Genomic DNA, 20,885 nt, shown 5'->3' with positions numbered 1-20,885 from the left:
CGCTCAGCCGTCGCGCGCTTCGGTCGCCTTGGCCGACGGGCGCTTCACGAAGTCGGCGAGCCAGGCCGCGATCTTCGGGTGGCTCGGCCGCCATGCGAGGTCGGGAAAGCGGAAGTCGGTGTAGGACAGTGCGCAACCGATGGCGATATGGCCGATGCCGAACGGCGTCGCGGCGAGCGCGTCGGCCTCCTTTTCGAGGTTGGCCAGCGAGGCGTCGAACTTCACCGCATAGGCGCTCAGATAGGCCGGATCCGGGTGGCTGCGTTCGCGCTCGTTGCGCCACAGGAGCAGCATGTCGAGCAGGCCGTCGCCCAGCGAGCACCGCTGCATCGCCGTCCAGTAGGCCTTGGGCTCGGTCGGGAACAGCTTGGGTCCCGCGTGCAGGCCGTCGAGATACTGGCAGATGACGACCGAGTCGTAGAGCGGCGAGCCGTCGTCCAGGATCAGCGTCGGGATCTTGTTCAGGGGATTGTCGGGCAAGAGCTCCGCATTCGGCTTCGTCATCGCCACGACGGTGCGGTGGCACTCGAGCTTGTCCACCAGCCCTGTTTCATGGGCGAACAGCATCACCTTGCGGACGAACGGGGAGCGGGGAGACCAGTGCAGTTTCATGGGACAGGCCCTGCTTGGCGATGACGGTTTCGACGGCCCCACCCGGACGGAGAACGGCTCGGTTCAAAGGCGTCCGGATCAGAGGGCGCCCCGGCTCGAGGCGCCGCGATCTCCGGGCGGGTGCGGTCGACGGACGGTCCGGCATCGGTGAAGGCGGATCGTCGAATCCGCCGAGGAGACAGAGGGTTGGAACACGACAGCCAAAGGCTACTCCACCAGGCGAATTCGCTCCATCCGTACCGAACACGGAGTTGACAATCTTGAACGCTTCAGCTAGCTCTATGACCTGATAAGGTCATGACAGTGACCTTTCTGGCGATCACCGCCATGCCCCCGTCGTGAACATCCCACCGTTTGCACCTGGAGGAAGGCATGGCCGCCATACCTGCCGTCGAAGCTGCCCCTCGAGTCGTCAACGAGGCCGATGCCGCCTATCGCAAGATCTACTTGCGGCTCATCCCGTTCCTGACGATCTGCTACCTGCTGGCGTTTCTCGACCGGACCAATGTCGGGTTCGCCAAGCTGCAGTTCCTTCACGACTTGAATTTCACCGAAGCGGTCTACGGGTTCGGTGCCGGCATCTTCTTTCTCGGCTATGTCCTGTTCGAGGTCCCCAGCAACCTGGTCCTCGAAAGGATCGGCGTTCGCAAGACGCTGCTGCGCATCATGGTGGTATGGGGGCTTTGTGCGGCTGCCCTCGCCCTGATCAGCACCGACTGGCACCTCTACACGTTGCGCTTCCTGCTCGGCGCGGCCGAAGCCGGATTCTTTCCCGGCATCCTGTACTATCTGACGTTGTGGACGCCGGCGCGCCGCCGCGCCCGCCTGACCGCCATGTTCATGGCGTCCATCGGCATCACCGGCGTCATCGGGGGGCCGATCTCGGGGGCCATCATGACCAGCCTGGCCGGCGTGGGTGGTTTGGCCGGCTGGCAGTGGCTGTTCATCGTCGAGGGGCTCCCCTCGGTCGCCTGTGGCGTGGTGGCCTACTTCTACCTGACCGACAGGCCGCATGACGCCACTTGGCTCACCGCCGAGGAAAAGTCCCTGGTGATCGCTGACCTCGAGGCGGAGGCCAAGGCGCAGGGCACCAAGAGCCACCATTCGTTCGGTGCCGCGTTGAAAGCGCCCCGCTTCTATATCCTGGTCGGCCTGGCGACAGCCCTGATGGCGAGCACGGGCGGCATCTTCTTCTGGCTGCCGACCATCATCAGGAACTCCGGCATCAAGGACGTGTTCACGGTCGGGCTTCTGTCCGCGATTCCGTTCATCGTCGCAGTCACGGCCCAGCAACTCATCGCACTCCATTCCGATCGATCGCTCGAGCGCCGCTGGCACGCCTGCGCACCGGCGTTGCTCGCTTCCGCCGGATGGGCCATGCTGCCGTTCGTCCCGACGAGCACGACCCTCTCCATGGTGGCGCTGACCATGACGGCAGTCGGCACCCTGGGCGCCATGGGACCCTTCTGGACCATGCCGTCGTCGTTCCTGACCGGTCCGGCGCGCGCCGGGGGCATCGCGTTGATCACCACGCTCGGCGGCATCGGCAGCTTCTTCAGCCCGTGGATCGTCGGCTGGATGGCGACAGCCACCGGATCGCTCGCCGTCGGACAGTATTACTATGCGGCCCTGATGTTCATCGGAGCCGTCGTGATCCTGGCCGGAATTCCGGCGGCCCGCAGCGAGGCGGCCAAGCCCGCCTGACGGCGCGGCATCCGCCGGCACCACACCGCATCCGGCGAACGCAGTCGTCTCGCGCTCGCCGGCATCCTGCCCGATCGGCGTGCAGCGCCGGCGGACACGGTTCAACATCGCCGTCACCAGCGGCATGCAAGGCGCCGTCGACCGACCAGCTCATTGATCCACGTTCCTTTTCGGTTCTCGGCGAGATGGAAGGACGTCAGTCGTGCCAGTCACTTACGACCAGGTGAAAACCGTCGCCGCCGAGCTTTACGGAAGCGCCCTGAAGAAGGTGCCGGAGGATACCAAGGCGGCGCTGGCGCGTGCCCGGGAGGCCGAGACGAATCCGGTCGCCCAGAACGTGCTGTCGATGATGCTCGGCAGCGCCCGCCGGGCCGAGGAGGCGAGCCGCCATCTCTGCTCGGACGCCGGCATCCCGACCTATTTCGTCAAGATCGGCACAGCGGCGCGCCTGCAGGGCAATATCCGGCAAGCCATCTCCGACGGGTTCGACCATCTCGTCGCGACCATCCAGCCGCCCATCCTCAAGCACGTGACCAATCCGCTGACGCTGGAACGCGGCTACAAGGGCAAGAGCATGCCGTTGGTCAGCTTCGAGCTGGTCGACGGCGCCGACTATGTCGAGATCACCTGCTCGCCGAAGGGGCTCGGCGCCGGCCGCTGGGCCGCGCTGGAGATCTTCAGCTTCCCGACCCTCGACGTCATCGAGCGCTACGTCATGGACTGCGTGCTCAAGGCCGGCTCGCAGCATTGCCCCCCGGTGGTGATCGGCGTCGGCATCGGCGGCACGTTCGACTATTGCGCCAAGCTCGCCAAGCAGGCGTCGCTGCGGCCGTTCGGCCTCGTCAATCCCGAGCCGATCCTCGCCGACATGGAGGCCCGCCTGCTCGACGCCGTGAACAAGACCGGCTTCGGTCCGATGGGCACGGGCGGCGACACCACCGCGCTGGCCGTCCACATAGACTATGCCGCCTCGCACGGCTTCATCCCGGTCGCCGTGTGCTTCAACTGTTGGATCAACCGTCGGGCGAGCGCGCGCATCTACGACGATGGCCGCATCGAGACATTCGAGTAGGGGCGCCACACCATGCCAGCCATCAAGTCACTCACGCTCCCGATGACGGAACAGAGCGTCAGGGAGCTGGTCGTCGGCGACCTCGTCACCCTGACCGGCGACATCACCATCACGGCGGGCCTGCCCACTCACCGCCGCATCATCGAGTACATGGAGGCCGGGCGGCCGCTGCCGATCGACATCACCGGGGACACGCTGTTCCACCTCGGCAGCTACAGCCAGGAGACCGACGGCCGGTTCGAGGTTCTCTACATGAACCCGACGACCAGCACGCGGTTCAATTCCCTGATGCCGGGGCTCATTCGCCACTATCGGCTGCGGCTGATCGGCGGCAAGGGCGGCCTCGACATGGCCTGCACGCAAGCGATGCAGGAAGTCGGGTGCGTCTACCTGTCGTTCCTCGGGGGTGGCTGCCCGCTGCTGACGGACGCCATCCAGTCGGTCGTCGCCGTCGCCTGGGACGACCTCATCTCGCACTATCGCCTGGTCAGGCTGCGGGTCGCCGACCTCGGTCCGCTGGTGGTCGCGATCGACAGTCATGGTGGCAGCATCTACGAGCAGTGCACTCGGACCGCCGAGGAGAGGTTGCCCGAGATCATGAAGGCGCTCGATGCAGAGCGCGGTCATCGCGTGGTGCCGAGTGCCGCGACGAAAGCACCGGATGAGGTCCAGCCTGTTCGCTGATCAGCTCTGAAGCATCGGATGCAACGCATTCTCGCTGCATCCATGGATCCGATGACGAAAGGACGCGACCGCATGAACCGCCTCGTTTTGTCGCTGTCGATCTTGACCGCCACGCTGGCCCTGCTCACGACCAGCGTGGCCGCCGCGGAACGCACCCGGGAGACCGTCCGGTACGCGGATGTCGAGATCGACGTGATCGTCGACGGAACCGGGCCGGCGATCGTGCTGCTGCCGTCGCTCGCCCGCGACTCCGAAGACTACGACGCCGTGGCGGACGGGCTGGTCGCCCGCGGCTTTCGCGTGCTGCGTCCGCAGCCGCGCGGCATCGGCCGCAGTAAGGGCCCGATGACCGGCATCAGCCTGCACGATTTCGCCCGCGACGTGGCGACCGTGATCGAGACCGTGGGCGGCGGCCGGGCCGTCATCGTCGGGCACGCCTACGGCAATTGGGTCGCGCGGATGACCGCCGTCGACCATCCGGCCCGGGTGCGCGGGGTCGTCATCGCGGCCGCGGCAGCGAAACAATACGCCCCGGAGCTGACCGTCGCAGTGACCAAGGCCGGCGATCTGTCGTTGCCCGAGGACGAGCGGCTCGCGGCCCTGCGGTTCGGCTTCTTCGCGCCCGGCAACGATCCGCGGGTGTGGCTCGACGGCTGGCATCCGGGCGTCCGCGATGCCCAGCGCGCGGCCGTGGCCGCGACGAAGCAGAGCGAGTGGTGGTCGGGCGGCACGGCGCCGCTGCTCGATCTCCAGGCCGAGCAGGATCCGTTCAAGCCGGCGGCCAAGCGCAACGAGATGAAGGACGAGTTCGGCACGCGCGTCACCATCGCCGTGATCCCGAACGCCAGCCACGCCCTCATCCCCGAGCAGCCGAAGGCCGTGGTCGACGCGCTGGCGAACTGGATCGGGTCTCTGCCGTGATCAGCGCTCGTCGGCGACGGCGACACGGCGCCGTCCAGGCGGACCGCCGACGAGCTCAGGGAGGATGACCATGCGGACAGGTTGGATCGGACTGCTCCTTGCGGTCGCGCTTTCAGGGGCATCGAGCACCGCAGCGGCGTGGCCGGACGGACCAGTCCGCATCGTCGTGCCCTATGCGGCCGGCGGCAGCACCGACGTGGTCGCGCGCGTCGTCGCGGCGCGGCTGCAGACCCGGCTCGGCCAGCCCGTCATCATCGAGAACGTGGCCGGCAGCGCCGGCAACAACGGCGCCGCCGTGGTCGCCCGCAGCCAGCCCGACGGCTACACGCTGCTGATGGCGACGCCGGGCCCGGCCGCCATGAACCAGTTCATGTACCGGAAGATGCCGTTCGACACCGCCTCGGCCTTCACGCCGGTGGTCTATGTCGCCTTCTTTCCGAGCGTCCTGGTCGTCAGCCCCAAGGTCAAGGCGACGACCCTCGAGGACTTCATCGCCGAGATGAAGGCGCTTCCGCAGGGTGCGAACTACGGCAGCGCCGGCGTCGGCTCGACCGGGCATCTCGGCGGCACGCTGTTCGTGTCGAGCACCGGCCTCACCGGCACGCACGTCCCCTACCGCGGCAGCGCGCCGATGCTCCAGGATCTGCTCGCCGGCAACATCGACTTCACGGTCGACACGGTGCCGGGCGTCATGAGCTTCATCACGTCGGGAACCTTGAAGGCCCTGGCCATCGCCGGCAAGGATCGCGCGCCGGCGATCCCGGACATCCCGAACAACGCCGAGGCCGGCATTCCGGACGTCGAGATGTCGAGCTGGCTCGCCTTCCTGGCTCCCGCCGGCACGCCGCGGGCGGTCGTCGAGCGCGTCAATGCCGAGGTCAACGTCGCCATCAAGGAGCCGGCGCTGGCGCAGCGCATCTTCGAGCTCGGCGCCGTGCCGACCGGCGGCACGCCGGAGGACCTCGCCGCCTTTCTCAAGAGAGAATCCACGAAGTGGAAGCGCGTGATCGAGACCGCCGGCATCCGGATCGACTGAGCCGGAGCGGGTGATTCGCCCGATTGTGGGCGCGACAGAAAGGCATCGATGCCGACGGGTTGCCGTCGGGGACTGAGACATCCAGGGCCCCAACAAGCCCGAAAAGCCGTCAAGGCAGGACATCACGGGGGAAACAATGATCACGAAGGGGCTTCTCGTCGCGGCGCTGACGGCCGGCGCACTGATCGGTACCTCACAGGCGCAGGACTTCCCGCGCACCACCATCCAGCTCGTCAATCCGTATGCGGCCGGCGGCTCGGCCGACCTCCTGGCCCGGACGATCGCCGCGGCCATGGCCGACGTGCTCGGCAAGGAGGTGATCGTCGTCAACAAGCCGGGTGCCGGCACCACGATCGGCGCGAGCTTCGTGGCGCATGCCGAGCCGGACGGACACACGCTCTATCTGTCGACCGCCACGGCCCATGCCATCATGCCGCTGCTGTCGAAGGTGACCTATGACGGGATCGCCGATTTCGCGCCGGTGGCGATGGTGGCCAATGTCCCCAACGTGCTGGTGGTCCGCGCCTCGCTGCCGATCCGCAGCGTGCCCGAGCTCGTCGCCTACACCAAGGCCCATCCGGACACGCTGAACTTCGGCTCGGTGGGCATCGGCAGCCAGCCCCACCTCGCCGCCGAGCTGTTCAAGCAGATGACCGGCGCCACCATGGTGCATGTTCCCTACACGGGCGTCGCGCCGGCGACGACCGACCTCGTCTCCGGCCAGATGGATCTCGGCTTCCTGAACGCGCCGCCGCTGCTGCAGCACATCGAGTCCGGCGCGCTGCGCGCGCTCGCCGTGACGACCCTGAAGCGGGCCGACCAGCTCCCTAACGTCCCGACGCTCGACGAGCTGGGCCTGAAGGGCTTCGACATCGGCACCTGGTACGGCATATCGGCACCGGCGAAGACACCCCGGGCGGTTCTCGACAAGCTCGGCGCGACGCTCGCCACCGTGATGAGCATGCCGGCCGTGCGCCAGAAGATCGTTTCGCAAGGCAGCGAGGTGTTCTATCTCGACGCCAAGGACTTCGCCGCCTACCTGAAGCTGGATGCCGACCGCATGGCCCGCCTCATCGCCACCGCGCAGATCAAGGCCCGGTGATCAAGGCGGGCTGACCAAGGCCTCGCCCGTGGCGGCCGCCGGCCGCTCGCCCTCGTATTCCTCGCGCCCCCACCGGATTGCGCCATGCCCGACGACTTCGTCACCATCGACGCCAAAAACCTCGACACCGAGGCGGCCTATCGCCTGATCGTCGGCTGCGTCGTGCCGCGTCCGGTGGCGTGGATCACCACGGTCAACCCGGACGGCCTCGTCAATGTGGCGCCGTTCAGCTCCTACAACTACGTCGCCACCACGCCGCCGATGCTGGCCATGAACATCGCCAAGCGCGCCGGCGCGCCCGGCGACGCCATCAAGGACACGGCCCGCAACATCAAGGCGACGGGCGAGTTCGTCGTCAATGTCGCCACCGAAGCGACCATGGAGCTGATGCATCGCAGCGGCCAGAACTTCCCGCCCGAGGTCAGCGAGGCGGAGGCGCTCGGCATTCCGCTGCTGCCGAGCCGGCACGTCAAGCCGCCGCGCATCGCGCTGTCGCCGGTGCAGATGGAGTGCCGTCTCGACCAGGTGGTGGTGCTCGGCAGCGGCATCAACACGCTGTATATCGGCGAGGTCGTCGCCTTCCATCTCTCGCCGGAGATCTTCGACGGCCGCCGCGTCGACAGCGTGAAGATGCGGCCGATCGCCCGCCTGGGCGGGCCGTTCTACGCCGCGCTCGGCGAAATCTTCGAGCGTCCGATGCTGCAGCGCCCCCCCGGCGGCGAAGGCTGGACCGGGCCGGAGAGCAAGTAGCTGCTCCGATCCCCGCGGCTAAACAGATTTTTATTGGAGATGAATCGCCCACCAAATCCGCTCGTCCCGGCGAAAGCGGGGACCCAGAGCCTCGCCGGGCGTGGCTCCTGGATTCCCGCTTTCGCGGGAATGAGCACCGCGCGGCTCAGCACCCCTGGTAGGTCGGCTTCCTCTTCTCCAGGAAGGCCTGCATGCCTTCCTTCTGGTCGGCGCTGTCGAACAGCATCACGAAGGCCTTGCGTTCCAGCGCCAGCGCCGTTTCCAGCGGCGCGTCCTGGCCGAGCGTGACGACCTCCTTGATGGCGCGGACGGCGAGCGGCGGCATGGCGAGGATCGTCTTGGCGAGCGCCAGCGCACGCTCGAGCGCGGCTCCTTTCGGCGCCACCTCGGAGATCATGCCCATGGCGAGCGCATCGGGCGCCCGCACCGGCTCGCCGGTCAGCATCAGCTTCATGGCGCGGTACTTGCCGATGGCGCGCAGCAGCCGCTGCGATCCGCCGGCGCCCGGCATGATGCCGACGCGGATTTCCGGCTGGCCGAACGCGGCATCCTCCCCGGCAATGATCAGGTCGCAGCACAGCGCGAGCTCGCAGCCGCCGCCCAGCGCGTAGCCTTCGACCGCCGCGATCAGGATCTTGGGGCAATGGCGCAGGACGTTGAACACCCGGTCGGTCTGTAGTGCGACATGGGTCTGCGGCGTCATGGTCGCCATCTCGGCCAGATCGGTCCCGGCGACGAAGCACCCGCCGGCGCCGGTGAGGATGATCACGTCGACCGTCTCGTCCGCCGTCAGCGCCTCCACGGCGTCGGCGATCAGGCCCTTCACCTCCAGGTTCAAGGCATTGCGGCGCTCCGGCCGGTCGATCGTGATGATGGCTGCGCCTTTGCCGTCGCACCGGCTGGTCACCGGCGGCTTTGCGCCTGAAGAGTCCGTCATGTCGCTGTGTCCGGATCCGTGGGTTCAGTGGAACGAGCGCCCCGTCAGGGCGTGACGCTTGAGCAGCGGCGAGGCGCGATAGCGATCCTCCCCGTAAGTGCGCCCGAGCGAGTCGATGACGGTCGCGACCCGCGCGGCGCCGAGGGAATCGCACCAGGCCAGCGGCCCGCGCGGATAGTTGACGCCCTTGAGCATCGACAGGTCGATGTCGTCGATGCTGGCGACCTGTTGGTGCGCGGCGTCGACGGCCTCGTTGACGATCATCGCGACGGTGCGCATCACGACGAGGCCGGGCGCATCGTCCAGCACCGACACGGACTTGCCGAGCGCCTGGAAGAAGCCCGCGGCCGCTGCCGTCGCGGTCGCCGGCGCCTGATCGGCGCGGGCGATCGCCACGCGCTTGGCCGTGCCGTAATCCAGGGCGAGGTCGAACAGAACGGATGGGCCACCCGCCTCCGCCATGCGCTCGGTGGCGCAGCGTCCGTCGGTCAGGGCCAGCGTGGCGCCGTCGAGCCGGACGAGGCCGGTGCCGTCGCGACGCTCGACCGTCAGCCCGGCCGCGTCGGCGAGCGCCGCAAGCGCCGCCGCCGGACCGAGATCGCCCTCGATCACGGCGCGCGCCGGCCTTGGGCCGGCCGGTGCGTCGTCCGGCGCCGGCGCGGTCGCGCCGTCGGCATAGTCGAAGAATCCGCGTCCGCTCTTGCGGCCGAGGAGCCCGGAGTCCACCAGCTCCTTCTGCACGAGCGAGGGCTTGTATCGCGGATCCTGGAACAGGAGCTCATAGACGGTCCGGGTCACCGCGTAGTTGATGTCGTGCCCGATCATATCCATCAGCTCGCAGGGGCCCATGCGAAACCCGCCCGCCTCGCGCAGGATGGCATCGAGCGTCGCCGGGGAGGCGGCGCCTTCGGTCAGCAGGCGCAGCGTTTCGCCGTAGAACGGCCGGGCGACCCGATTGACGATGAATCCGGGGGTCGAGCGGCAGTGGACGGGCGTCTTGCCCCAGGCCCGGCAGGTGGCGAACGCCGTCGCGGCGACAGCCGGCGCGGTGAGATGGCCGCTGACGATCTCCACCAGCGGCAGGATCGGGGCCGGATTGAAGAAGTGGACGCCGACGAACCGCTCGGGCCGCGACAGCACGGCCGCCAGGGCCGTCACCGACAGCGACGACGTGTTGGTGGCCAGAATGGCATCAGGCGCGACGGCGGCTTCGATCCGCCGGAACAGATCGCGCTTGATGCCGAAGTCCTCGATGATCGCCTCGATCACCAGCCCGGCGGGCGCGACGGCGTCGACATCCGGGGTCGGCGCGATGCGGCCGAGCTGCGCGTCGCGTTCGGCGGCCGTCATCTTGCCTTTCGCGACCAGGCGGTCGAGCCCGCTGCGCAGCCCATCGAGGCCGCGCTGGATCGCCTCGGCGTTGGCATCGTGCAGCAGCACCTTGTGTCCGGCCTTGGCGGCGACGAGCGCGATGCCGCTTCCCATGGTTCCGGCGCCGACCACGGCGATCGGGACGGTGGTCGGCAGGGCCGCTTCGGCGTCGGACATCGCGTGTCTCCGATTGAGTGGCTCAGGCCGCGGCGTGCTTGCTCGGGCCGGGGAATCCATACAGCGCGGCGGGGTTCTCGACGAGAATCCGATGCCGCAGGGCGTCGTCGCCGAGCCAGCCCGCGAACAGGTCGAGCAGCCGGCCGGCGTCGGGCGACGGATCGAGCCGAACATACGGCCAGTCGGAGCCCCAGACGAGCCGGTTGGGCATGGCCGCCACCAGGGCGTCGTGCAGGGGCTTCACGTCGGGATAGTCGGGCTGGGTGCGCGACACCCGGCACACCGACAGCTTCACCCACACCTGACCGGTCTTCATCGCGTCGAGGATCGCGCCGAAGCTCGGGTCGCCCGGGCCGCGTGCCGGATCCGGGCAGCCCATGTGATCGAGCACCAGCGGCACGCCGAGACGCAGCAGATCGGGCAGCAGCGTGGCATGGTCGGCCGCATTCGCCCAAAGTTGTGCATGGAGACCGAGGGCGCGCATGCGCGGCGCCAGCGCGACGAGCTGGTCGGCCCCGACGCTGCCCGGATAGCGTTGGCCGCCGGGCGCCCGCATCTCGACGAACCGCAGGCCGCAGATGCCGCCGGCGCGCCATGCCTCGAGCGTCGCATCGTCGATCGCGCTGTCGGTGGCGGCGACCGCCTTCAAGGCGCCGCCGGAGCGACGGACCGCATCGAGCATGGCCGCGGGATCGTTGGCGTAGGGCGCCGGCTGGGTGAGCACCCCATAGGCGACGCCGAGCTTTGCCCGTGTTGCCGCATGCACGTCCGGCGACGCGTCCGGCAAGGCATAGACCGAGGCCTGCAGCGGCGGGAACCGATCGAAGGGGCCGAAGACGTGGCTGTGCGCGTCGCAGGCGCCCGGCGGCAGCGCGACGGTCGGTGCCGACACGGGCGGCGCCGCGACGATGTCGAATCCCGGCATGGCGTTTCCTCTCAGCGGGGGCGGGCCGCCGGCAACGGCGTCAGCAGCCCGTTCGATTGCGGCAGCGGGGAGAGCTGGGTGGCGACACCGTCCGGCAGCGGGATGTCGTGCACGTTGAGCGTCATCGACACCATCGTGTAGTAGCCGACGACGCCGGCCAGCTCGACGACTCCGCGCGCGCCGAAGCGACGCTCGACGGCCCGATAGGTCGCCTCGTCCACCTGGCCGGCTTGCACGAGCTGACGCGCAAACTCGTACACCGCGGCCTCGTCCTGGTCGGAGAACGCCGGCGGTTCGCCGAGCCGGATCGCTTCGATCACCTCGACCGAGAGGCCGGCCTTGGCCGCGGCGGCCGAATGGGCCCACCACTCGACCTGGCTGGTGTAGCGCCGGCCGACGACGATGATGGCCAGCTCGTTGAGCCGTGGCGGCAGACAGGTGGAGTAGCGCAGGAACTCGCCGAGCGCCGACCAGCGGCGGGCGAGCTCCGGACTGTGGATGACGGCGCGCAGCGGGCCGATCATCTTTCCGCGCGGACCCGACACCACGGAGTCGTGCACGGCGCGTTGCTCGGCCGTCATGTCGGCCGGATCGGGGAGAGGGATGCGGGGCATCGGCAATCCTTGGTCGCTCGTGCAAGCCTTCGCTCGTGCAAGGCTTCGGTCGTGCAGGCCTTCGGTCGTGCAAGCCGTCAGCCGTGTCGGGCTCGGTCGCGTCAGGTCACGCCGCGCGCGGCGAGCTCGCTCTGCGCGGCATCGTCGAGCCCGAGCTCGGCGAGAATGTCGCGCGTGTGCTGGCCCAGCAGCGGCGGCGCGCGATCGAAGCGCAGCGGCTCGTCCGCGAAACGCAGCGGGCTGACGACCTGCGGCACCGTTCCGGCGACCGGATGCGGCAGGTCGCGCCGCATCTCGCGATGACGGATCTGCGGGTCGTCGAACACCTGCGGGATGTCGTTGATGGGCGCGCAAGGCACGCCCACGGCGTCGAGCGCCTTGATCAGCTCGGCGCGGCCGACCATGCGGAAGCGCTCGCTCAGCAGCGCGGTCAGCACCGCGTTGTTGCGAACGCGCGCGGCGTTGCTGCTGAAACGCTCGTCACTCGCCCATTCGGACCGCTCGAGCACGCTGCACAGCCGGGCGAACTGCCCGTCATTGCCGACCGCCAGCACCAGATGCCCGTCGGCGCAGGGAAACACGTCCTGCGGCTGGATGTTCGGATGGCGGTTGCCGCCGCGCTTGGGCGTCCTGCCGGACAGCATCCAGTTCATCGCCTGATTGGCCAGCACGGCCGCCTGCACATCGAGCATCGCGAGATCGATCGTCTCGCCCTGCCCGGTCTCGGCGCGGCGCGTCAGGGCCGCCAGCACGGCGACGGCGGCATACATCCCGGTCATGATGTCGACGATCGGCAGGCCGACCTTCTGCGGCCCGCCGCCGGGCAGGTCGTCGCGCTCGCCGGTCACGCTCATCAGGCCGCCCATCGCCTGGATGGCGAAGTCGTAGGCCGCCTGCTCGTGGCGCGGGCCGTCCTGACCGAAGCCGGTGACCGAGCAGTAGACCAGCCGCGGATTGACGGCCCGCAGCGACGCGGCATCGAGCCGGTATCGCTCCAGCGTTCCCGCCTTGAAGTTCTCGATGGCGACGTCCGCGGTCGCGGCGAGCCGGTGAATGATCTCCTGCCCCTCGGGCTTGGTGATGTCGACCGTGACGGATCGCTTGCCGCGATTGACGGACAGGAAGTAGCCGGCGTCGCCTGCCGTGGCGCCATCCGGACTCTTCAGGAACGGCGGCCCCCAGCCGCGGGTATCGTCGCCGACGCCCGGACGCTCGATCTTGATGACATCCGCTCCGAGATCGGCGAAGATCTGCGTCGCCCAGGGCGCCGCCATGATGCGGCCCATGTCGAGCACCCGGATATGGGCGAGCGGACCGACCCGCTGCGGCTGCGAGCTGTCCGCCGATCCGGCGGCCCGAGGTGATTCTGCTGTGGTGGCCATGACGGCTCCGGCTGTTCGTGCGTCCGTAAAGATAACCCGTTCGATGCTCGCTCGAAGCGGGTTTGTCGACACCGGCCGGCCTTGCGTCGCCAGTTCCGACGCCGGAGCACCTCCGGGGTGAGGAGCCAAGTGCCGTTAGGCCAGATATATGACCTAATGCGCCGATCTGTCCAGCACTTTTTGATCGGGCCAGCCTTGCTCGGCGGCCCGATCGCGGCAGCAGCGTGAGCAGAGTCGCCGGCGCCGGGAGGCCGGAGGCATGCTTCGAATCGAGCCGAAACGGCTTCGTACCGCGCGCCGGGCCCGCCTCCACCGCGCCTTCGCGCCAGAGGAACCACGCCGAGCGCCTGCGCGACCTGCGCGCCGGGCGAGAGTTGAAGCGCGACGCAACCCGCAATAGTTGCATTGACTAGGCGAATGGTCTATCGGTTCAGGGCATCGATCTCGGCCGTCTGATGTGGCGCCGAACGCTTTGCTTGTTTTAGGTGTCGGGTGCGACGCATGACGACGCGGTCGTCTTCGAAAGTCCGGCGAGAGCGTCTCGCGCCGGCGGCCGCGCGGGTCATGCCGAGCGACGACGCCAGCGCAGACAGTGGTCCGGGACATGCATGCGGTTCGACATCGCAGACTGTCGCGTCGATCGTCGCGTCGTCATGTGGCACGCGCGTCGACCGGGAATAGAGCATGAAAGCATCCAGCTCAGACGCCGCTCCGGACCTCAACCGCAGCGCCGTCGCCCGCTACATCCAGTTGGCCAGTCTGTTCCGGCGTCGGATCGAATCCGGGCAGTGGACCGTCGGGCAGCAGATCCCGACCGTGGACGAGCTGGCCGTCGAGGTCGGCGTGGCGCGCGCCACCATTCGGCAGGCCCTCGATATCCTGGCGAAGGATCAGTTGATCGAGCGCTTCCGCGCCAAGGGCACGTTCGTCCGCAAGCGGCCGGAGGTGCAGCTCTGGTGCGAGGTCGCGACCGACTGGTCCGGCCTCCTGATGCCGCGCAAGAACGCCGTGATCCAGACGCTCTCGGAGGAACGCGGCATGCAGCCGCACCACGTGATGCATCCGGTCGGCACGCTGGCGCCGTCCTATCAGCGCATCCGCCGCCTGCATTCGCGCACCGGCACGCCGTATTATCTCAGCGACCTCTATATCGACGAGCGCCTCGCCAGCAAGATTTCGAGGAAGGACTTTCAGAGCAAGCCGGCCCTGAAGCTGATCGCCGACATTCCGGGACTGAAGATCAAGGACGCCCGTCAGACCCTGACGATCGGCACCGCCGACGTGGAGACCGCGAAATATCTGGACATCTCCCTCAACGCGCCGGTCGCGATCGTGCACCGGACGGTCGTCGATCGTGACGGATGCCTGGTGTTCATCGGCGAAGGGCTCTACCGCGGCGACACGCTCCGCATCGACATGAAGCTGAAGTGACCGGCGCATTCGGCGGCTTTCCAGACGGATGATCGCATCGCGGCCCGCAGCCGCCGCAGCCGTCGAGCGCCCGCCGCGACGCCGACCGAGCCTCACCCTCCGAACGTCCAGCTTCGTGGCGTGGCGCTGCCGCTGCCGCCGTCCTTGAGGATCTGGTCGAGCAGCAGCAGCGCGTCGGCCGTCATGTCGGCGTCGAGGAGCGCACCGTGGCGGTTGTCACGCTCGCTGGCGTCCAGCGCCAGGCGGTCGCACATCGCGGTGAGCGACATCGAGGCACCGGGGAAAATCTGGGCGTAGAGCTTCTGGGTGCAGAGATAGCGCGCTTCGTCATAGGCGCGCTCGCCCCAGCCGATCACCTTGGCCCGGGCGAACTCGTAATCCAAAAAGTCCCGCTCGTTCTCCCAGGCATGGGCGACGATCGGCGAGTCGGCGACGAAGTCGCGCAGTTGCGGCAGGATCGCCGGAAAGCGTGGCGCGTTCTTGAGTTCCGCCGGGCGGATGCCGTGCACCTTGATGGCGGCGGGATCGATCGGAGCGTCCGGGTTGACCAGCGAGCGCCAGGTCTCGCCCTTGCGCCACCCGTCGGCCTCGCGCCGCAGTTCCACGAAGCCGACCTCGATGACGAGGCCCGGCGGCCGCCATCCCAACGGTTGCTTGCGGATGAAAGCGGGATCGGGCGCGCGCTTGCCGGTGGTCTCGGCGTCGAAGGCGACCAGCCGGTCGAACCCATCGAGAAAGCCCGGCGCGTGCATCACGGTCCTCCGAAACAGCCGCCGACCATCGACGCGATGGCCGGTTCTCGGGGCATCATGGCCCGAACCCGGGCCTCTGCCCAAGCAATCCTTCGTCGCGGTCACTTTACTTGGCTCGAAGCGACCGGCCTCCATGAAAACCCCGATGCCCGGCCCCACCGCGCGGGCTTAGGATTCTGGTCGTCATCCGGCTGCCCGGCATACGGGCGGCCGGGTCGATCCCGGAGGTTGAAATGAACGAGGATCGGACACCTGGAACCCTGATCGGCCTCGTCGTCTTCGTCGGCAGTCTCGGCGGCCTGTTCCTGATCGCACGACTCACCCATGTCGCGATGGCGATCGCCAAGGCCCCGACGCACGTCTCGGCCGACGCCTGGTCGCAGGCCGGCCTGGTCCTGATCGGTCTGCTGCTGATCGTCAGCCTGGCGGCGACAATGCGCTTGCTGATCGCCCGCCAGCGGCTGCACCACGACCCGGTCGAGCATTCGTTTTCGAGCCGCGCGCTCTGAGGCCGTGCGGTTTCAGTCGAGCCGGCCGGCGAGCACAGCGGCGGCCGGTGTCCCTGTGGCGGGCGTTCGATCGGCTTCACGCGCCGCGGCATAGCCGCGGTCGAGCCACCAGGCCTGCAGCGCCAGCACCGGCAGCGCCAGCAGCAAGATGAAGCGGGCCGGCACGCCGAGGGCGAGGGCCGCCGCCGTCAGCAGGCAGACCACGATCCCACCGACGTCCCAGCCGGCCTCCGCCAGATAGTGGAAGCGCACCGCGCAGGGCGACCTCTTGGCGGCGTTGTAAACAGCCGTCATCAGGGTGGGCACATAGAGGCCGAACAGCGCCTGGGTGGCGAGCGCGGCGACGACGACGCCGGTCGGGGTGTCGGCAAGCCAGGTGCGCAGCAGCACCACGACCGCCATGGCGGCGAGGTTCAGCCAGACGGCGCGGCGCGCGTGACCCGCGTCGATCAGGCGGCCGAGCACCAGCCCGCCCAACGCCCCGGCGATCGCCGCAGCGCCGAGCAGCCAGCCGAAGGCGTCGAAGCGGCGGTCGAACGCCTCGAACATGATCAGGCCCCAGGTGATCGCCATGCCGCACAGCAGGAAGCCGTCGGCCGCGAACAAACGCACCCCCTCGCGGAACGGCGCCCAGCCGTGGTTGCCGGAAAGGTCGACGGCCGGGACCGGCACGGACCAGAACGGCACGATGGCGACCAGCGCGACGACGGATGCCGCCGCGAAGGCGGCCCAGGGGTGCCAGGTCAGCAGGAGCCCGCCGACCACCGGGGCGACGGCGTCGGCCCCGACCAGCACGAGGGTGCGCACGCCGACCTGCGCGCCACGCTCGCCGACATCGCCGGCGGCCGCAAACACCGCGTGGTAGCAGGTCCAGTAGGTCACGTCGGCGAGCGCCACGGCGAGCACATAGGCGGCGACCGTCCACCACCGGCCGACATCGGTCATCGCCAGCACGGGAAACTCGACGACGTAAAGCAGGCTGCCGAGCAGCATGGTGGTGCGGACCCCGTAGGCGCGGATCAACGCGAAGGCGAGCGGCCTTGTGGCGAGCCGCGCGGCAAGCGTCGCCGCGACAGCCAGGAACGCGCCGGCCGGCGACAAGCCGGCCCGCAGCAGCACGGCGAAGAAGAACACGCCGGCGAGGCCCCAGGCGATCTGGCGCAGGCCGGAATGCACGGCCAGCCGGTTGATGTCGGGATTGCCGAACACGGCGTCTCCTCGGGGTCCGAAGCCGACCCCCGATAGCACACCGGTGCCGCCCGCGGGCGCACCGGCCCGCAGGGCCGTCATGCCGCGACAATACGACCGACGCATGATGATTGGGCACAACCGGAGGGAACGCCTCACTCCGGCGTCAAAATCTCCTCGCCGCGGCCGGCGTCCCACAGGCCGGTCAGGGTGCCGTCGGCGGCGAGGGCGTAGACGACCGGCGTCGCCGCACCCCAGTCGACGGTGAGCACATTGCTGTCGAGCCGGCCGGTGCCCTGATAGCCGCTCGATCCGACCCGCCAGCTCAGCCGATAGAGGTCGCCCTCGCGCCGCATGGCGAGCGTGCCGGCATAGCGGCTGCCGTCGGCATTGCGGCCGGCGACCCGGTAGCGGCCCTGCGGCGGTGCCACCGGGCGGTCGGCGGCCGCGGCGAACAGCGTCAGCCGCTCGGTCGCGGTGCCGTCGGCCCATTCGCCATCGAGATCGCGGCTGCCGCCGAAGCCGTAGATCACCGGATGGGTCTGGCCCCAGTTCACCACCAGCATGCGGCCGGCGAACTCGCCGGTGCCGCGAAACACGTCGCGGCCGATCCACCAGGTGAAGCGCATCCCCTCCCCGGCCGGCTGCAGCGCCACCATGCCGCGATAGCGGCTGCCGTCGGGATTCTTGCCGTCGGCGCGGTAGAGGCCGGCGAGCCGCGGTGCCACGGCGGCCTGGACGGGGCGCGGTTCGCGCGGGGCGACACGCGGATCGGCGACCGGCGGCGGCGAGGAGGACGATGGCGGAGCAGGCGCCGGCGACGGCATCGGCCGCGGTGCGAGCGCCGCCTCGCGGAAGACGAAGTCCCCGAAGAAGGACGACGAGAGCCACGGCGTCTGCTGGCCGCGGGTCTCCTGATAGACGCCCTTCAGGGTGCGCTTGAAGGTGTCCTCCAGGGTCAGGCCGGGCGTCGCCAGCGCCTGCGTCAGGTGCTTGGCGTAGGGGCTGTTGCGGCCCGAGCCGTCGAGGGCCACGGCGCCCGGCGAGGTGGAGAAGGAAACGAACAGGCTGGCGCCGCTGTCGATCCGCGACAGGCCGCGCGTGCTGGTGCCGGCGATCGGATTGTCGCGGCAGGCGTCGAGCACCACGATGTTGAGGACGTTGCCGGCGCTGGTCATGGCGTCGACCACCTCGGAGGCGGTGACCGAGGCGGTCCTCAGCTCCTCGGCCGAGGGGGCGCGGGGCGAGATCGGGACGATGTAGTTCTCGCCGCCGACCTGCACGCCGTGGCCGGCGAAGAAGAACAGGCCGACGCCGCCGCGGCTCTTGAGCGTGTCGGCGAAGCGGCGCACCGCGGCCTTCAGGGTCGGCTGGTCGGCGTCTGTCGCCAGCGTCACCTCGAAGCCGGCGCCACGCAGCGCCGCGGCGATGTCGGTGGCGTCATTGAGCGGATTGGCGAGCGGCGCGAAGCCGTAGGCGGCATTGCCGACGACCAGCGCGGTGCGCGCCTCGGCAGCCGCGCTCGGGGCGGCGACCGCCACCAGCAGCAGGGCGCACAGGATCGCGACGAGCGCCGGACCGATCGAGCGGACGGCCGCGGCCCTGAGAGGTCGTCGCATGTGCACTCCCGTCCGGACGGCCCGTCGGGGGAACGGAGGATCACGGACCGGCGCGAAACCATAACGGCCCGGCCCAGCGCCGACAATCTGCGCCGCCGGCGGATCGACCGGCCGGGCTCAGTATGGCTGCAGAGACGCCGCCGCGGCGGGCGACAGCGGATCGACAGGGCCACCGGCGGGGCCGCCCGGCAGCGGGCCGGACATCGGCACGCCGGCATAGGTGCCGGTCTCGATGGCGCGCCGGATGACGCCGCGGATCGCCTCGTTCGACAGGAACAGGTCGTGGTTGATGACGCCGAAGCCGCTGTCGGAGGCGTCGATCACCCGGATGCCGAGCCGCTCTAGCTGCGCCTTCTCGGCGGCGCCGACCCGGGTGACGCCACCGGCGATCAGGCGCGACACGGCGAGCGCCCGGTCGTTGGTCGCGGTGACCACCGTGATCTTCGGCGCGAGGCCGCCGATGCGGCCGACCGACGAGGTGAACACGTCCATGTCGATGTCGGGCGAGGCGAACACCACGGCGCCGATGCGCGACACCAGGTCGTCGCCGCGCCGCGCATAGACCTGCCGCAGCGCCTCGAGCGTTAGCATGGTGCCGATGCTGTGCGCGACGATGTTGATCCGCCCCACCGTCGGGCTGACGATGAGCTGGTCGAGCACGCGCTCGAGCGAGTCGCGCGACCACATGGCGCTCTCGCGGTCGTAGCCGTAGTCGAGGAGCTTGGCCCGCGACGGCCACGAGAACAGCATGGTCGAGCCGCGGAAGCTGATGCCGTCGGAGAGATGCACGGCGTCGAGCACCGCCGTCTCGAAGGTGGTGTTGTAGCCGTGGATATAGACCAGGACGTCGCGGCCGGTCGGCATGCCGCGGAACAGATCCTCGACCTGCGGCACCCGCTCGACGCCGGTCAGGCTCCAGTCGGACAGCCCGACCGCGGCGAGCGAGAAACGGCCGCCGTCCGGCGCCGCGAGCCGGGCCCGCGCGATGGTGGTGGAACCACGCTCCGATCCGAACCAGGGCTGGGCCTGCGCGCCGTTCACGGCACGCCGGTTGGTCGCCACCATCAGGCTCGGCTGCGCCGCCAGAGCGGACGCGTCGAAAGCCGGCGCCTCGGTGCCCAGCCCCGCGCAGCCGCCGAGCGCGAGCGCGGCACCGGCCGAGCTCATGGCGCGCAAAAGCGTCCGCCGCGACAGCGCTGTTTCGTTCGAACCCATATCGCCCGTCATCCCGCATGCCGCCGCAGCGTCCCCCGACGCCACAGCCGTTCCCCGGGGTTCTCCTGGCCCCCGATCGGGGCGAGAGCAGGGCGAGTGCCGGGACCGATCGTTCCGGGCGGCCTTGCCGGGCTCCGACCCGGCGACCCATCATTTTGTGAATCAGACGCTTTTCTCGTCGGAGGGACGCAGGTCTCGCCCGGACATGACGGCATGGTCCGTTCTGGTTTTCCGCCGCCGTGCCCTCGTGCCGAACGTATGCGCGCGCTCGAAGGCAAAACTCCTTTGATCCCGCGGCGCGGCGTTCGCGCCCGGGGTGTGCCCATGACCCGTGCCCCGGCGTCCTGAAAAGCCGAGGGAGGCGGAGCGCCGGCAGGCGCCACACCTTTTTCTGCGCTTCGCCAGAAGCGCAGCGCGCATCGAAGCGTCGATGCGCCCGCCTCCCGGCGCTCCGCCGCGGCGATTTTCGGCTTTCGGGCCGCGCTTGCGATCCGGCCCGACCGGGGTGACGGATCTCTTCAGCGATGCTCCTCGCGCCCGGGTCGTTGTGCCCGGAGGGCGGAGCCCCAAAAACCCCCGGGAGCCCGGCGGACGAGGCCGGACCCGCAGGCGCCGCATCCGCCGGCCGGATTTCCCGGGAGTTCCGGCGACCGGCTTTTTTCCGCGCGAGATCGTCACGCGAAAACGCCGGCTCGCTCCGCCGCCCGACGTCACCGGTCGACGTCCCTCGACGAGCGAGACGGGAGTACTATAGGATTATTTTCCGGAGATGGGAACACCGAATTTGAGTTCGGGCACACCACCGAACCGGCCTCGGCTTCAACGATGAGGAACGGACGGGCGAAAGGCGCTTCTCCGGCCGTCGATAAGTCCGCAAATGACCC

At 69.3% G+C, this 20,885-nt stretch carries 19 protein-coding genes; 9 read left to right on the top strand and 10 right to left on the bottom strand.

Features of this window, described 5'->3' with window-relative positions; translation table 11 throughout:
* Positions 1-3: 3 nt before the first annotated feature.
* Positions 4-612, bottom strand: coding sequence for a glutathione S-transferase N-terminal domain-containing protein (locus HXX10_RS23180; RefSeq protein WP_296525635.1), 609 nt, complete (start codon positions 610-612; stop codon positions 4-6).
* A gap of 372 nt (positions 613-984) precedes the next feature.
* On the opposite strand from HXX10_RS23180, the gene HXX10_RS23175 reads away from it, so the two are divergent.
* The 7 genes from HXX10_RS23175 to HXX10_RS23145 all read left to right on the top strand — a co-directional run bounded on the left by HXX10_RS23175 (position 985) and on the right by HXX10_RS23145 (position 7,881).
* Positions 985-2,316 carry an MFS transporter gene (locus tag HXX10_RS23175; protein ID WP_296525634.1) on the top strand — a complete coding sequence of 444 codons (1,332 nt, stop codon included), beginning with the start codon at positions 985-987 and terminating at the stop codon, positions 2,314-2,316.
* A gap of 202 nt (positions 2,317-2,518) precedes the next feature.
* Entirely contained in the window at positions 2,519-3,388 is an 870-nt protein-coding gene (locus HXX10_RS23170) for a fumarate hydratase (RefSeq protein ID WP_296525633.1), read from the top strand.
* 12 nt (positions 3,389-3,400) lie between these two features.
* Positions 3,401-4,072 (top strand): fumarate hydratase C-terminal domain-containing protein, encoded by a 672-nt coding sequence (locus tag HXX10_RS23165; protein ID WP_296525632.1) that lies wholly within the window; start codon positions 3,401-3,403, stop codon positions 4,070-4,072.
* 72 nt (positions 4,073-4,144) lie between these two features.
* A complete protein-coding gene (locus HXX10_RS23160) occupies positions 4,145-4,993 on the top strand; it encodes an alpha/beta hydrolase (RefSeq protein ID WP_296525631.1) in 849 nt (282 codons plus the stop codon).
* Positions 4,994-5,063: 70 nt separating this feature from the next.
* Positions 5,064-6,029 (top strand): tripartite tricarboxylate transporter substrate binding protein, encoded by a 966-nt coding sequence (locus tag HXX10_RS23155; RefSeq protein WP_296525630.1) that lies wholly within the window; start codon positions 5,064-5,066, stop codon positions 6,027-6,029.
* Between the two features lie 136 nt (positions 6,030-6,165).
* On the top strand, positions 6,166-7,131 hold the full coding sequence (locus HXX10_RS23150) for a tripartite tricarboxylate transporter substrate binding protein (RefSeq protein ID WP_296525629.1): 966 nt from the start codon (positions 6,166-6,168) through the stop codon (positions 7,129-7,131).
* An 84-nt stretch (positions 7,132-7,215) separates the two neighbouring features.
* Positions 7,216-7,881 carry a flavin reductase family protein gene (locus HXX10_RS23145; protein WP_296525628.1) on the top strand — a complete coding sequence of 222 codons (666 nt, stop codon included), beginning with the start codon at positions 7,216-7,218 and terminating at the stop codon, positions 7,879-7,881.
* A 145-nt stretch (positions 7,882-8,026) separates the two neighbouring features.
* Here the strand turns inward: HXX10_RS23145 and HXX10_RS23140 are convergent, their stop codons facing one another.
* The 5 genes from HXX10_RS23140 to HXX10_RS23120 all read right to left on the bottom strand — a co-directional run bounded on the left by HXX10_RS23140 (position 8,027) and on the right by HXX10_RS23120 (position 13,287).
* Positions 8,027-8,818 (bottom strand): enoyl-CoA hydratase-related protein, encoded by a 792-nt coding sequence (locus tag HXX10_RS23140; RefSeq protein ID WP_296525627.1) that lies wholly within the window; start codon positions 8,816-8,818, stop codon positions 8,027-8,029.
* Positions 8,819-8,842: 24 nt separating this feature from the next.
* On the bottom strand, positions 8,843-10,366 hold the full coding sequence (gene paaH / locus HXX10_RS23135) for a 3-hydroxyacyl-CoA dehydrogenase PaaH (RefSeq protein WP_296525626.1): 1,524 nt from the start codon (positions 10,364-10,366) through the stop codon (positions 8,843-8,845).
* Between the two features lie 22 nt (positions 10,367-10,388).
* Positions 10,389-11,291, bottom strand: a complete 903-nt coding sequence (locus HXX10_RS23130; protein ID WP_296525625.1) for an amidohydrolase — start codon at positions 11,289-11,291, stop codon at positions 10,389-10,391.
* A gap of 11 nt (positions 11,292-11,302) precedes the next feature.
* On the bottom strand, positions 11,303-11,905 hold the full coding sequence (locus tag HXX10_RS23125) for a carboxymuconolactone decarboxylase family protein (RefSeq protein ID WP_296525624.1): 603 nt from the start codon (positions 11,903-11,905) through the stop codon (positions 11,303-11,305).
* Positions 11,906-12,006: 101 nt separating this feature from the next.
* Complete coding sequence (locus tag HXX10_RS23120; RefSeq protein WP_296525623.1) at positions 12,007-13,287, bottom strand: CaiB/BaiF CoA-transferase family protein; 1,281 nt, start codon at positions 13,285-13,287, stop codon at positions 12,007-12,009.
* A 684-nt stretch (positions 13,288-13,971) separates the two neighbouring features.
* On the opposite strand from HXX10_RS23120, the gene HXX10_RS23115 reads away from it, so the two are divergent.
* A complete protein-coding gene (locus tag HXX10_RS23115) occupies positions 13,972-14,718 on the top strand; it encodes a GntR family transcriptional regulator (protein ID WP_296525622.1) in 747 nt (248 codons plus the stop codon).
* A gap of 92 nt (positions 14,719-14,810) precedes the next feature.
* Here the strand turns inward: HXX10_RS23115 and HXX10_RS23110 are convergent, their stop codons facing one another.
* A complete protein-coding gene (locus HXX10_RS23110; protein WP_296525621.1) occupies positions 14,811-15,470 on the bottom strand; it encodes an exonuclease domain-containing protein in 660 nt (219 codons plus the stop codon).
* Positions 15,471-15,703: 233 nt separating this feature from the next.
* On the opposite strand from HXX10_RS23110, the gene HXX10_RS23105 reads away from it, so the two are divergent.
* Positions 15,704-15,979 carry a hypothetical protein gene (locus HXX10_RS23105; protein WP_296525620.1) on the top strand — a complete coding sequence of 92 codons (276 nt, stop codon included), beginning with the start codon at positions 15,704-15,706 and terminating at the stop codon, positions 15,977-15,979.
* Positions 15,980-15,991: 12 nt separating this feature from the next.
* Here HXX10_RS23105 and HXX10_RS23100 read toward each other — a convergent pair whose 3' ends face one another.
* From HXX10_RS23100 to HXX10_RS23090, 3 genes are all read right to left on the bottom strand, one after another.
* Positions 15,992-17,188, bottom strand: coding sequence for an MFS transporter (locus HXX10_RS23100; RefSeq protein ID WP_296525619.1), 1,197 nt, complete (start codon positions 17,186-17,188; stop codon positions 15,992-15,994).
* Between the two features lie 134 nt (positions 17,189-17,322).
* The gene (locus HXX10_RS23095) at positions 17,323-18,786 is read right to left on the bottom strand and encodes a caspase family protein (RefSeq protein WP_296525618.1); all 1,464 of its coding nucleotides are present in this window, start codon (positions 18,784-18,786) and stop codon (positions 17,323-17,325) included.
* 117 nt (positions 18,787-18,903) lie between these two features.
* Positions 18,904-20,001 carry an alpha/beta hydrolase gene (locus HXX10_RS23090; RefSeq protein WP_296525617.1) on the bottom strand — a complete coding sequence of 366 codons (1,098 nt, stop codon included), beginning with the start codon at positions 19,999-20,001 and terminating at the stop codon, positions 18,904-18,906.
* Positions 20,002-20,885: the final 884 nt, after the last annotated feature.

It is taken from the genome of Rhodoplanes sp., assembly GCF_013377085.1.
Taxonomy (GTDB): Bacteria; Pseudomonadota; Alphaproteobacteria; order Rhizobiales; family Xanthobacteraceae; genus Rhodoplanes.
The sequence above is the reverse complement of the archived record's forward strand: the minus strand, read 5'-3'. Positions and strand labels throughout refer to the sequence as shown.